Origin of the sequence: Bradyrhizobium sp. 61 (genome assembly GCF_023073075.1) — a bacterium.
GTDB lineage: Bacteria > Pseudomonadota > Alphaproteobacteria > Rhizobiales > Xanthobacteraceae > Bradyrhizobium > Bradyrhizobium barranii.
This window is the reverse complement of sequence record NZ_JADPIU010000052.1, coordinates 785,014-797,534: the sequence shown is the minus strand read 5'-3', so window position 1 is coordinate 797,534 and position 12,521 is coordinate 785,014. Positions and strand designations below refer to the sequence as shown.

The 12,521-nt window shown below is 66.1% G+C and carries 8 protein-coding genes; 1 reads left to right on the top strand and 7 read right to left on the bottom strand.

The window, feature by feature from the left end:
• The first annotated feature begins 18 nt into the window (after positions 1-18).
• A complete protein-coding gene (locus IVB46_RS18730) occupies positions 19-1,299 on the top strand; it encodes a multidrug effflux MFS transporter (RefSeq protein WP_247304056.1) in 1,281 nt (426 codons plus the stop codon).
• A 242-nt stretch (positions 1,300-1,541) separates the two neighbouring features.
• Here IVB46_RS18730 and ligA read toward each other — a convergent pair whose 3' ends face one another.
• From ligA to IVB46_RS18695, 7 genes are all read right to left on the bottom strand, one after another.
• On the bottom strand, positions 1,542-3,695 hold the full coding sequence (gene ligA / locus IVB46_RS18725; protein WP_247304058.1) for an NAD-dependent DNA ligase LigA: 2,154 nt from the start codon (positions 3,693-3,695) through the stop codon (positions 1,542-1,544).
• Positions 3,696-3,850: 155 nt separating this feature from the next.
• Positions 3,851-5,521 carry a DNA repair protein RecN gene (gene recN, locus IVB46_RS18720; protein ID WP_247304062.1) on the bottom strand — a complete coding sequence of 557 codons (1,671 nt, stop codon included), beginning with the start codon at positions 5,519-5,521 and terminating at the stop codon, positions 3,851-3,853.
• A gap of 23 nt (positions 5,522-5,544) precedes the next feature.
• Entirely contained in the window at positions 5,545-6,432 is an 888-nt protein-coding gene (locus IVB46_RS18715) for an outer membrane protein assembly factor BamD (RefSeq protein WP_247304064.1), read from the bottom strand.
• Between the two features lie 259 nt (positions 6,433-6,691).
• Positions 6,692-7,654 (bottom strand): UDP-3-O-acyl-N-acetylglucosamine deacetylase, encoded by a 963-nt coding sequence (gene lpxC / locus IVB46_RS18710; RefSeq protein WP_071910404.1) that lies wholly within the window; start codon positions 7,652-7,654, stop codon positions 6,692-6,694.
• 364 nt (positions 7,655-8,018) lie between these two features.
• Positions 8,019-9,815 (bottom strand): cell division protein FtsZ, encoded by a 1,797-nt coding sequence (gene ftsZ / locus IVB46_RS18705; RefSeq protein WP_247304066.1) that lies wholly within the window; start codon positions 9,813-9,815, stop codon positions 8,019-8,021.
• A gap of 87 nt (positions 9,816-9,902) precedes the next feature.
• The gene (gene ftsA / locus IVB46_RS18700; RefSeq protein WP_063981543.1) at positions 9,903-11,225 is read right to left on the bottom strand and encodes a cell division protein FtsA; all 1,323 of its coding nucleotides are present in this window, start codon (positions 11,223-11,225) and stop codon (positions 9,903-9,905) included.
• Positions 11,222-12,250 (bottom strand): cell division protein FtsQ/DivIB, encoded by a 1,029-nt coding sequence (locus IVB46_RS18695; RefSeq protein ID WP_247304068.1) that lies wholly within the window; start codon positions 12,248-12,250, stop codon positions 11,222-11,224. Before IVB46_RS18695 ends, ftsA begins: the two co-directional genes overlap by 4 nt.
• Positions 12,251-12,521: the final 271 nt, after the last annotated feature.

Here is a 12,521-nt window from a genome sequence, read left to right as displayed (position 1 = left end):
TTCGAAAGACGGACGACTATGCACGGCATGATCAGCAGGCCGCCGGACGCGGCGACGAAAAACATCGCGACTTCGCGCGTGGTGTTGCTGCTGCTGGTCGTCATGACCGGGATCGCGCCGATCTCGCTCTACATCCTGGTTCCGGCGCTGCCCGTGCTGGCGACGACGTTCGGCCGCGACATCTCGATCGCGCAGATGACGGTGTCGCTGTACATGGTCGGCATCGCACTGTCGCAGCTCATCATGGGACCGCTGTCGGACAGGCTCGGCCGGCGTCCGGTGCTGCTTGGCGGCCTCGCGCTGATGGTCGCGGCGAGCATCGCCTGCATCTTCGCCGAAACGCTGCCGCAACTGATCGCAGCGCGCTTCTTCCAGGCGCTCGGCGGCGCCTCCGGCATGGTGGTGAGCCGCGCCATCATCCGCGATATCTACGAGCGCAACCGCGTCGCCTCCATGATCAGCCTCGTAATCGCAGCGCTCATGATCGGCCAGATGGTCTCACCGCTCACCGGCGGCCTGATCGAGACCGCATTCGGCTGGCGGGCGATCTTCTACGCCGTCACGATCGGCGCGATCGCGGTCGCAATCGGCATCGCGATCGCGTTGCCCGAGACCCGCCGCGATCGCGCGGTCGGCAGCGGCGGCTTTCGCAGCGACGTCGGCACCCTGATCAAGAGCCGCGCCTTCATCGGCTATGTGATGTGCCAGGTGCTGGCGTCCCAGATTATCTTCACCTTCGCCGGCGGCGGCCCCTACATCGTCGTGACGCAGATGGGCCGGACCAGCGCCGAATACGGCGCCTGGTTCGCGACAACAGGCTTTGCGTATCTCGTCGGCAATCTGCTCTGCGTGCGCTTCGCGCCGCGACACTCGCTGGAAAAGCTGATCTGGTTCGGGCTCGGCCTGCAACTCTGCGGCAGCCTGTTGAACCTGCTCTGGAGTTTTACGGGCTGGAACGAAGCACCCGCATGGCTGTTCGGCACGCAGATGATCGTGATGGTCGGCAATGCCTTCGTGATGGCGAACTCCGCCGCCGGCGCGATCAGCATCCGCCCTGAAGCCGCCGGCACCGCGTCAGGCGCGATGGGCTTCCTGCAACAGGGCATCGGCGCGCTGATGTCGCAATTCGGCGCCTATCTCGGCGGCCACTCCGCCACGACGCTGCCGCTGACCTCGGCGGTGCTCGCGATCTCGCTGCTCTGCGCCTGCATGATGATCTTCGTCGTCCCCCGCCGCGAGGTGGTGGTGAGCGAGGAGTTGATCGAGCAGGCGGAGGAGGAAGAGAGCGGGATGATGTGAGGGGGGCGCACCGCGCGTGCCGCAACCTCGCTGTCATGCCCCGGCTTGACCGGGGCATCCAGTACGCCGCGACGCCGGCAGCAACAGCGAGATCTTCAACGCACGCCTCTGGGATACTGGATCGCCCGCCTGCCGCCTAAGCTAAAGCTTCGGCGCCCCTAGACCTCAAACCCCGGCGAAGCCTTGGCGTAGACGGGTCGCGGGGAATGACAGCGGAGTAAGTGGAGAGTGAAGTGCCTCTCTCACTCCCCGATCAACGTCAGCCACTCGTCCTCGGTCAACACCTTGACGCCGTGCTTGTTGGCTTCCGCGAGCTTGGAGCCGGCGCCGGGGCCGGCGACGACGAGGTCGGTCTTCTTCGACACCGAGCCCGACACCTTCGCCCCCAGACGCTCCGCGGTGGCCTTGGCCTCGTCGCGCGTCATCTTCTCCAGTGATCCCGTGAACACCACCGTCTTGCCGGCGACGGCGGAGTTGCTCTTCGGCTTCTCGGCGTCGATGATCTCGACTTCCTTGGTCAGCCGCTCGACGATGCCGCGATTGTGGCTCTCGCCGAAATAGTCGGCGATGCTCTTGATCACGGTGTCGCCGATCTGGTCCAGCGCGTCCATCTCGGCCATCGCCTCCTCGTCGCCCTTGGCGACTTTGAGGCAGGCGTCGTGGAAAGCGTCCCACGAGCCATAGCCGCGTGCGAGCGCCAGCGCCGTGGTCTCGCCGACATGACGCATACCGAGCGCAAAGACGAAGCGCTCCAGCGCGATTCTGCGCCGGCTCTCGATGGCGCCGAACAGGTTGCGCACCGACGTTTCGCCGTAGCCCTCGATCTCCTCGAGCTTCAGCTTCGCATTGCGCTTCTCCAGCGTGAAAATATCGGCGGGCTCCTTCACCCATCCCTCGTCGAAGAAATACTGGAGCTGCTTCTCGCCAAGACCGTCGATGTCGAAGGCGCGCCGCGACACGAACAGTTTGAGGTGCTCGATCTTCTGATAGGGACAGGCGAACTCGCCGGTGCAGCGGGCGCGCGAGCCCTCTTCGCCGGCCGCCGTTTCCTCGCGCGTGACGTCGGTGTGCAGCGGGCACGGGCACTTCGTCGGGAACTGGAATTCCTTGGCCGTCTTCGGCCGCTTGTCGAGGACGACGTCGACCACCTGCGGGATGACGTCGCCGGCACGCTGGATCACGACGGTGTCGCCGATCCTGATGTCGCGCCCCTCGCGCAGCACCTCACCCTTGTTGCCGATGCCCTTGATGTAGTCCTCGTTGTGCAGGGTGACGTTCTGCACGATCACGCCGCCGACGCCGACCGGTTCGAGCTTGCCGACCGGCGTGAACGAGCCGGTGCGGCCGACCTGGATCTCGATGTCGCGCAGCACCGTCACGGCGCGCTCGGCCGGGAATTTGTGCGCGATGCCCCAGCGCGGCGTGCGTGAGACGAAGCCGAGCCGTTCCTGCCAGTCGATGCGGTCGACCTTGTAGACGACGCCGTCGATCTCGTAATCGAGTTTTGCGCGCTGCTCCTCGATCGAATGATGGAACGCGAGCAGCTCCTCGACGGAATGACAGAGCCTGGTCAACGGATTGGTCTTGAAGCCGCAGCGCTCGAACCAGCCGATCATGCCGCTCTGCGTACCCTCCGGCATCGCGCTCATCTCGCCCCAGGCATAGGCGAAGAAGCCCAGGGGGCGTGAGGCGGTGATGGTCGGGTCCTTCTGCCGGAGCGAGCCTGCGGCCGAGTTGCGCGGATTGGCGAAGATGGTGCTGCCTTCCGCCTTCTGCCGCTCGTTGAGCGCGAGGAACGCCTTCTTGGTCATGTAGACCTCGCCGCGCACCTCGCAGACGTCGGGGACGTTGCGGCCTTTCAGCTTCTGCGGCACGTCTTCGAGCGTGCGGATGTTGGCGGTGACGTCCTCGCCTTCAGCGCCATCACCGCGGGTCGCCGCGGTGACGAGCTCGCCGCCCTCGTAGCGCAGCGACATCGAGAGGCCGTCGATCTTCGGCTCGGCCGAGAAATCGACCTTGTCGTCGTCGAGCTTCAGGAAGCGCACGATGCGGCCGACGAAGTCGCGGACGTCCTCTTCGGCAAACGCGTTGTCGAGCGACAGCATCGGAACGGAATGCCGGACTTTCCTGAAGCGACCCGACGGTGCCGCGCCGACTTTCTGGGACGGCGACTCCGCGCTGACGAAATCCGGAAAGCGCTTTTCGATCGCGTTGAAGCGCTGGCGCAACGCGTCGTACTCGGCGTCGGTCACGGTGGGCGCGTCCTCTTGATAGTAGCGCCTGTCGTGCTCTTCGAGTTCGAGTGCGAGCCGCATGTGCTCGACCTTGGCCTGCGCCTTGGTGAGGTCGGCGACGTCGCGAAGCGGCCTTGCTTTGGATTTTGCTGCTCTTGCCATGGTGCTTGGATACGACGGAGCGGGCGGGAGGGTAAAGGCGGTTGGTCTCGTGCCCCCGGACGCTGCGCAGCGCGGAGCCGTGCGCTGCAGAGCCGCGGCCTGTGTGGCGGCATTCCGTTTCCCGGCTCGCGCTACGCGCATCCGGGACACAAAGTCTAACTCGCCGCCTTGAGCAGCCGATCGGCGGCCGCCCTCGCCTCGGCCGTGATCTCGGCGCCGGCGAGCATGCGGGCAATCTCCTCGCGGCGGTGGTCGGCGGCCAGCGCATTGACGCGGGTGGCGACGCGCTTGCCCTTGTCGAGGGCGTCCTTGGAGATCAGCAGATGCTGGCCGGCACGGGCGGCGACCTGCGGGGCGTGGGTCACGGCCATCACCTGCACCTTGCCGGCAAGCCGCGCGAGCCGCCCACCGATGGCGTCCGCGACCGCACCGCCGACCCCGGTGTCGATTTCGTCGAACACCAACGTCGGCGCCGAGCCGCGGTCGGACAGCACGACCTTGAGCGCCAGCAGGAAGCGGGAGAGTTCGCCGCCGGAAGCGACCTTCATCATCGGACCCGGCTTGGTGCCGGGATTGGTCTGCACCCAGAACTCGACGCGGTCGAAACCTTGCGGGCCCGGCGCGGCCTCATCGGTCTCGACCTGCGTCATGAACTTGGCGCGTTCGAGCTTGAGCGGCGCGAGCTCGGCGTTGACCGCCTTGTTGAGCTTGTCCGCCGACTTCTGCCGCGCCATCGACAGTTTCTTGGCGGCAGCGGCATAGCGCGCGTCAGCCTCGATCGCTGCCTGCTCCAGCTTCTTCAACCGCGAAGCACCGGCATCGATCAGGACGACGTCGGCAGCATATTTGGCGGCAAGCGCGGCGAGGCCATCGACCGGCGTCGAATATTTACGCGAGGCGGCGCGCAGCGCGAACAGCCGCTCCTCGATGCGCTCGAGCTCGCCCGGATCGAAGTCGGTCGCGGCGAGCGCGGCCAGGAGATGCTGGTCGGCTTCCTCCAGCGCGTTGATCGCGACGTCGATCGCCTTCACGGCGGGCTCGACCAGCGCCGGCGAGTTGACACCGCGCCGCTCCAGCCGGCGCACCGCGGCCGACAGCGAGGCGACCGGCGAATGATTGCCGCCGACGGCTTCCTGCGCCTCCCGCAAATCGGAGGCGATCTTCTCGCCCTGCATCATGGTGGTGCGGCGACCGGCGAGCGAGGTCTCCTCGCCTTCCTTGGGCGCGAGCTGCTTCAACTCGTCGGAGGCGTGGCGCAGATAGTCCGCCTCGCGCGCGGCGCGCTCCATGGCGGTGCGGTGCTCTTCCAGCGCGGCGCTGGCCGTGCGGCGCGCGTCCCAGAGCGCTTCGACCGCGGTGACGTCCTTTTCGAGCCCGGCAAAGGCGTCGAGCAGGCGGCGGTGGGTGGCGGCATCGACCAGCGCACGCTCGTCATGCTGGCCGTGGATCTCGACCAGGGCGCCACCGACCGCCTTCAGCGTCTGCACGCTGATCGACTGGTCGTTGATGAAAGCGCGGGTGCGGCCGTCGGCGAGTTGCACCCGGCGGAGAATCATCTCGCCAGTATCATCCAGGCCGTTCTCGGCCAGAATCCTCGTCGCGGGGTGATTTTTGGGGATATCGAAGACGGCGGTGACCTGCCCCTGCTCCGCGCCATGGCGCACGAGCCCGGCGTCGCCGCGGCCGCCGAGCGCCAGTGCAAAGGCATCGAGCAGGATGGATTTGCCCGCACCGGTCTCACCGGTCAAAACCGCAAGTCCGGTGGCGAATTCGATATCGAGCCGCTCGATCAGGACGATGTCACGGATCGACAGACGCGCCAGCATGGAATCAAATTTCCTAGCCGAGACTATAGGCCTATCTTCTTGAAGGCCCTGCTCATCCAGGAACCCTGATTCTCGCTCGGCTCGAGACCCCCGGATTTTACAAGATTATAGGCGTCCTTGTACCAGCGGCTGTCAGGAAAATTGTGGCCAAGCACCGCGGCTGCGGTCTGCGCCTCGGCGACGATGCCGATCGTCATATAGGCCTCGGTGAGCCGGAACAGAGCCTCCTCGACATGGCGGGTGGTCTGGTACTGCGTGACGACGGCCTTGTAGCGGTTGATCGCCGCCGTGTAGTCGCGCTTCTGCATGTAATAGCGGCCGACATTCATTTCCTTGCCGGCGAGCTGGTCGCGCGCACCCTCGATCTTGGCCTTGGCCGAGGTCGCATATTCCGAGTTCGGATATTTGCGGTTCACCTCTTCCAGCGCGGCGATCGCCTTCTCGGTGCGGGCCTGGTCGCGGCTGATGTCCGGGATCTGATCGTAATGGGAGGCGGCGATCAGGTACTGCGCATAGGCCGCGTCCGGGCTGCCGGGATGCAGCGTGACGTAGCGGGTCGCGGCGCCGATGCAGCCGTCATAGTCGCCGCCCTGGTAGGAGGCATAGGCCGACATCAACAGCGATTTGCGAGCCCAGTCGGAATAAGGATGCTGGCGGTCGACCTCTTCGAACTTCTTGTTCGCCCCCTTCATGTCCTTCTTCTCGTTCATGAGGTACAGGCCCTCATTATAGATCTTGTCGGCGGGCTCCTCGGTGAAGGTGTCGTCCTTGGCGGTGAACTTGTCCCAGAGCGCGCCGGTGCCGCAGCCGGCCAGCGGCAGCGCGAGCACCGCGAAGGTGGCGGCTTGAAGCAGCCCGCGGACTCCAGGCGAGACCGAGAGATATCCGCGCGTCATACGCTGTGCCGACATGAATTTAAGCCCTGACGCCCTGTGATGCGGTGTCCGCCAGCCCATGAACCCCGTCATGGGCGCGAAATGTAGCCGTGGCGCCTGCCATGCGACCACGCCGTGTAACCGAAAAACGATCTCGAACCAACCGGATAGGCAGGCATTTCGCCCGGATTAAGGCGAACGCGCCGCAATCCTAGCCGATCATCGTTACCAGGAGTTTCCCGGGAGCCGCCGCCAAACGCCGGCGGCAACAGAACGCCAGTGGCGACAGGTCTCTTCAGGACACGTCCGGCCCGTAGGCCGCGGCGATCCGACCGCCGACGATGCCGCGACCGACTTCGCCCACGGGACGCGTGGTGCGGCGGACCGCCTCGCCCTCGACCACCCGCCAGGCGGTACGGTCGGCGAGCAGCGCGGTCAGGACAGCGTGGTTGAGCTTGTGACCGCCACGCACCGAGCGGTAGGCGCCAAGCAGCGGCAGGCCGGCCAGCGCGAGATCGCCGATCACGTCCAGCACCTTGTGGCGGGCGCATTCGTCGGCGTAGCGCAGGCCCTCGGTGTTGAGCAGCCGCTCGTCGTCGAACACGACGGTATTGTCGAAGGAGGCACCAAGTGCGTAACCCGCGCTCCAGAGCCGGGCGACGTCGCACATCAGGCCGAAAGTCCGGGCACGGCCGACTTCGCGGCGGAAGCGCTCCGGGCTCAGGTCGAAGCCGTAGCTCTGCTGGCCGATGACGGGATTGGTGAAGTCGATCTCGATATCAACGCGGAACCCGTTGGCGTAGGGCCGGATCTCGCCGAAGGAGTCACCGACCTTGGCCGAGATCGGCTTCAAGATCTGAATGAAGCGGCGCTGTGCCGGCTGGCTGACGATGCCGGCCTGGTCGATCGCGGCAATGAAGGCCGCGGCGCTGCCGTCCATGATCGGCACTTCCGGTCCGTCGATCTCGATGGTGGCGTTGTCGACGCCCATGCCCCGAAGCGCAGCAAGCACGTGCTCGGCGGTGGAAACCAACGGGCCGTCACGATCGCCGAGGACGGTGGCGAAGTCGGTCGCGATCACCTGGTCGGCGGTCGCCTGAATCTCACGGTCACTTCCCTCGAGGCCGGTGCGGACAAAAACAAAACCCGCGTCGACGGGCGCAGGCCCCAGCGTGAGAGTGACGGGAAGACCGGAATGAACGCCAACGCCGGCCACGGTGGCTTGCGCACGAAGCGTTGTTTGCCGGCTAAATTTCATCAGGAATCCGCCCCACTACGACCCACTGCGACTTATACTAGGCCCGCTTGGCCGGCCAGTGCCGACGGTTGCGAATCTCCGTATCCCCAAGTCACGGCAAACCATAGTCACAGCCTCAAACAGCGCCAACTCACGCTTTTTTACCGATTGTTACCCCAAACCTGCCGTATTCGCGCCAAGGCTTAACCAAATTGCGCCGGAGTTTGGGACCGTTATCGGCAGTTTTACTGAACCACCAAATGCGTAATTAATGATTTAAAATCAGTTGTTTGATCCCGCAATCCGGGCATGCACGGGACCAAAGGAAAGGTCCCGGCAAGCTTCCCGCCGGGACCTTTTTTCGTCAGCCTTATTGTAACAATCCTCAGGTCGCCTGACGCCTCAGGAAGGCCGGGATATCAAGATGGTCGTCGCCCTGTGGCGCCGGCGCAACAGGCGCCGGGCGGCCATGCATGTCCAGGCCCTGAGGCGCAGGACGGCGGGCATACTCCGATACCGGCTCGCTCGCCGCGATCTGCTGCGCCACGCTCTTCTGGGGCCGGCGATCGGGCAACGGCGGCATCGCGGGACCGGCGGTGCGGGCTGCGACCGGCGCCTCACTCTCCTCGTCGCGGCGGCCGAGGCCGACATTGGCGAGGCGCTGGAGCAGCGACAGGCGGGTCTTCTGCGGGGTCTCTTCTTCAGCCTCGCCGCGGGCCTGGCGAAGCTCGGCCTGGGCCGGCATCGGCAGTTCGTCGATACGCGGCATCCGCGGTGCACGGACCGGCCCGCGCTCGGCCTGCGGCGGGATGAAGGTTTCCGGCGTCATCGGCTCCTGCATCGCGACCGGGGCCATGTCGGGCTCCGGAAACAGCGTCGGCTTCTGCGCGATCGGACGCACCGTGACGTCACCATAGGTCTGCATCGGCGCGGGCGCCTGCGGGACCTCGGCAACGGCAGCCGCGATGGCGGCCAGCGCGGCGCGCTCGACATTCGGACGCGGCGCGGTCGGGGCGGCGGCCGGGATCTGGGCTTCCAGCTTCTGGGCGCGCTCGGCCATGCGCTGATTGTCGGCGCGCAGACGCGCGGTCAGATCGGCAAGACGGCTCTCGGCAGCGGCGGCCGGAGCAGCGGGAGCCTGCTGCACCTGTTGAATCTGCTGCGGCGCCGCGTTCGCGACCGGGGCGCTGGTGGCCTGGGTGTTGCGGGCGATCGTTGCCTGCTCGATGCCGGTGGCAACAACCGAGACGCGGATCAGGCCGTCGAGCGCTTCGTCGAAGGTCGCGCCGACGATGATGTTGGCGTCCTGATCGACTTCCTCGCGGATGCGGGTCGCGGCTTCGTCAACCTCGAACAAGGTGAGGTCCTTGCCGCCGGTGATCGAGATGAGGAGGCCCTTGGCGCCCTTCATCGAGCTATCGTCGATCAGCGGGTTGGCGATCGCGGCTTCAGCGGCGGTCAGCGCGCGCTTGTCACCGGAAGCTTCGCCCGTACCCATCATCGCCTTGCCCATCTCGCGCATGACGGCGCGAACGTCGGCGAAGTCGAGGTTGATCAGACCTTCCTTGACCATCAGGTCGGTGATGCAGGCAACGCCGGAGTAAAGCACTTGGTCGGCCATCGCGAAGGCGTCGGCGAAGGTGGTCTTCTCGTTGGCGACCCGGAACAGGTTCTGGTTCGGGATGATCAGGAGCGTGTCGACGACCTTGTGCAGCTCGTTGATGCCGGCCTCGGCGGTGCGCATGCGGCGGCCGCCCTCGAAGTGGAACGGCTTGGTCACGACGCCGACGGTGAGGATGCCCATGTCGCGCGCGGTCTTGGCGATGACGGGAGCAGCACCGGTGCCGGTGCCGCCGCCCATGCCGGCGGTGACGAACACCATGTTGGCGCCCGAGAGATGGTCGCGCAGTTCGTCGATCACCTCTTCCGCCGCCGCCGCGCCGACGTTCGGTTGCGAACCCGCGCCGAGGCCTTGCGTGACCGCGGTGCCCATCTGCACGATGCGCTGCGCCTTCGACATCGTCAGCGCCTGTGCGTCGGTGTTGGCGACCACGAAGTCGACGCCCTGGAGGCCCGCCGTGATCATGTTGTTGACGGCGTTGCCACCGGCGCCGCCGACGCCGAACACGGTGATCCGGGGCTTCAATTCGTGAATATCAGGAACATTGATGCTGATGGTCATGTTTGCCTCTCGATCACGCGCGCGTGGGTTCGCCCCGGCCGGCGGCCGCGGGAGTTGGTGAAATGCGAAGGTTGCGGAACCGGTTCATCAGAAGCCCTCGCGTAGCCATCGTCCGACCTTTCCAAAATAACCGCCCGTCCCTGTCTTGACCTGCTGCCGCGTATGCCGCGGTTCGACATGCTCGTGATGAACATATTGCGGGTAGACGAGGAGCCCGGCCGGCACAGCGAACGCGGCGTTCTTCGCCTCGTTGGGCAGCCGGCCGAAACCGAGCGGACGTCCGACCCGCACGGGCCGGCCGAGAATCTGTGTGCCGAGTTCGACGAGTCCGGTGAGCTGCGAGGCGCCGCCGGAGAGCACGACGCGGCCGTTGGGCTCTGAGGCGAAGGGCGAATCCTTCAGCTTGTCCCGAACCATTTCGAAGACTTCCTCGGCACGGTGCTTGACGATGTTGGCGATGGTGGCGCGGGAGACGATCTGCGGCAGATCCTGCTCGTCACCGGCTGTCGGTACAGACATCAGCTCACGCGAGTCCGATCCGCCGGTGATGACGGTCCCATATAACGTCTTGATTCGCTCGGCATCGGCAATGGTCGCGGAGAGTCCGCGCGCGAGATCCATCGTGATGTGTTGCCCGCCGACCGCAAAGCCCGCCGCATGCACGAAGCGGCCGCCGGAATAGACCGCGATGGTGGTGGTGCCCGCGCCCATCTCGACGACGGCGGCGCCGAGATCGGCTTCGTCGTCGGTCAGCACCGACAGGCCAGCCACATAGGGGCTCGCCGCCATGGCTTCGACATTGATGTGGCAGCGCTCCACCGCCAGCATCAGATTACGGGCAACGGTGGCCTCGCAGGTGACGACGTTCATGTCGACACCGAACTGATGCGCGACCATGCCGCGCGGATCGCGGATGCCCTTGACGCCGTCGAGCGTGTAGCCGACCGGCAGCGCGTGCAGCACGGTGCGGCCCTCGCCGGTGGCGTGGCGCATGCCGGTCGAGGTGACGCGGCTGACATCGGCCGGCGTCACGGCGCCACCGCGGATGTCGGCCGCGGCTTCGACCAGCTGGCCGGAGAGGCGGCCACCGGAGACCGACAGCAGCACGGACTCGACCCGCACCTTGGCCATCTTCTCCGCCAGCCCGACGGCCTGGCGCACCGCCTGCTCGCATTCGGCGAGATCGACCACCGCGCCGGCCTTCATGCCGCGCGACTGGATCTGGCTGTAACCGATCAGCTCCACCGCGTGGGTACGGTCGCGCAGGGCTTCGCTCGGCGCCGACGGCCTCAGCCGCGCAATCATGCAGGCGATCTTGCTGGTGCCGATATCGAGGCAGGCGACGATGCCGCCGCGCTTGTGCGGCATCGGGCGCGTCTTCGGGGTCTGGGTGCGATCAAGACCGGTCATGCGGCGTCCCCGGCCTTCTTTTTCTTCTTGTCCTTGAACAGGTCCTCGCGCGCCTTGGCGGCGTCGTCGGACAGCTGCACCACCAGGCGATCGGGCAGGCGCATGTCGACGGCGACGATGTCGCGGGAGAACAGCTTGTCCTCCTTGTCGAGCCTGGACAGCGTCGCGAGGGCGTTGCCGACGTCCTGCTCGGGCAGACGGATGTCGAGGCCATCCTTGAGCCTCAGGTTCCAGCGCCGCTCGCCGACATAGATCGCGGCCTTGGTCACCGAATTGATCTGCGGATAGCGCGCCAGCAGCGCCAGGAAATCGCGCGCCTGGGTGTCGGCGCCTTTGCCGACCACGAGCGGCAGCGACAGGAACCGGCGCGAGACGTAAGGCTCGAGCACCGCGCCGTCATCGGCGATGACGGAGAGCCGGCCGGCCTCCTGCCACAGCGCGAAGGCCTGGCGCTCGGTGATGTCGATCATGAGCCGGCCCGGATAGAGCTTCAGCACGGTCGCATCCGCAATCCAGGGATTGGCCTTGAGCTTGTCGCGCACGACGTCGGCGTCGAGGAACAGCAGCGAGGAGCGGCCGCTGACCCCGCCGACCGCGAGGATCTCGTCCTGGCTGAGCTGCTTGCGGCCGTTGATCACGACGGAGGTGATGCGGAAGCCCGCGGAATTGGCCAGCGCGTTGCGGGTGTCGCTGACCGCGGCGATGAAATCCTGGAGGTGGCCGCCCCTGACAATGCCGAAGCCGCAGCTTCCGACCAGCAGCAGAACGGTCATGGTGATCCCGATCCGGCGCGGCGCATAGCGCTCGACCAGCGCGACCACGCGCGGCGGCGGCTCGCGCTCGACGACGGGCTTGGCCTTGGTCTTGGACCTGATCTTGTTCTGGGCGACAGCGCGCTTCTGGTCGCGCTTATCCTGCACCCACTCGCGCAGAAGCACGACCGCTCCGATAGCGGCCGCCTTCAGGTCAGCTTGGGGCCTCAGCGATCTCAGAAACGACCGGGTGAGGCTTCCTGCACCATCCATTGCACGAGCTCGTCAACAGTTAGCCCGCGACATCGCGCGGGTCCTGGCGAACATGACGTCTCGGACTTGCCGGGCCGGGTGCTGGTCTTCAGAAGAAGAAAACCTCTCCCCTTCAAAGCGTTCGCTGGAGGTGACATCACCCGCAACAGCCCACGCGCCGGCAGCCAAAGCGTCATATGCGCCGCCAGCGTTAACCTTCGGACGTCCTGGTAAACAAAAGGTAAACTTCGTTAACGCGGGATGCGTTTTGCCCAGGCGTGTGAGGCATTTA

Excerpts from the sequence above, each read along its gene's own strand:
- IVB46_RS18730 (WP_247304056.1), top strand. The coding sequence starts at position 19 with ATGCACGGCATGATCAGCAGGCCGCCGGACGCGGCGACGAAAAACATC.
- IVB46_RS18695 (WP_247304068.1), bottom strand. The coding sequence starts at position 12,250 with ATGGATGGTGCAGGAAGCCTCACCCGGTCGTTTCTGAGATCGCTGAGG.
- IVB46_RS18715 (WP_247304064.1), bottom strand. The coding sequence starts at position 6,432 with ATGTCGGCACAGCGTATGACGCGCGGATATCTCTCGGTCTCGCCTGGA.
- ftsZ (WP_247304066.1), bottom strand. The coding sequence starts at position 9,815 with ATGACCATCAGCATCAATGTTCCTGATATTCACGAATTGAAGCCCCGG.
- recN (WP_247304062.1), bottom strand. The coding sequence starts at position 5,521 with ATGCTGGCGCGTCTGTCGATCCGTGACATCGTCCTGATCGAGCGGCTC.
- lpxC (WP_071910404.1), bottom strand. The coding sequence starts at position 7,654 with ATGAAATTTAGCCGGCAAACAACGCTTCGTGCGCAAGCCACCGTGGCC.
- ligA (WP_247304058.1), bottom strand. The coding sequence starts at position 3,695 with ATGGCAAGAGCAGCAAAATCCAAAGCAAGGCCGCTTCGCGACGTCGCC.
- ftsA (WP_063981543.1), bottom strand. The coding sequence starts at position 11,225 with ATGACCGGTCTTGATCGCACCCAGACCCCGAAGACGCGCCCGATGCCG.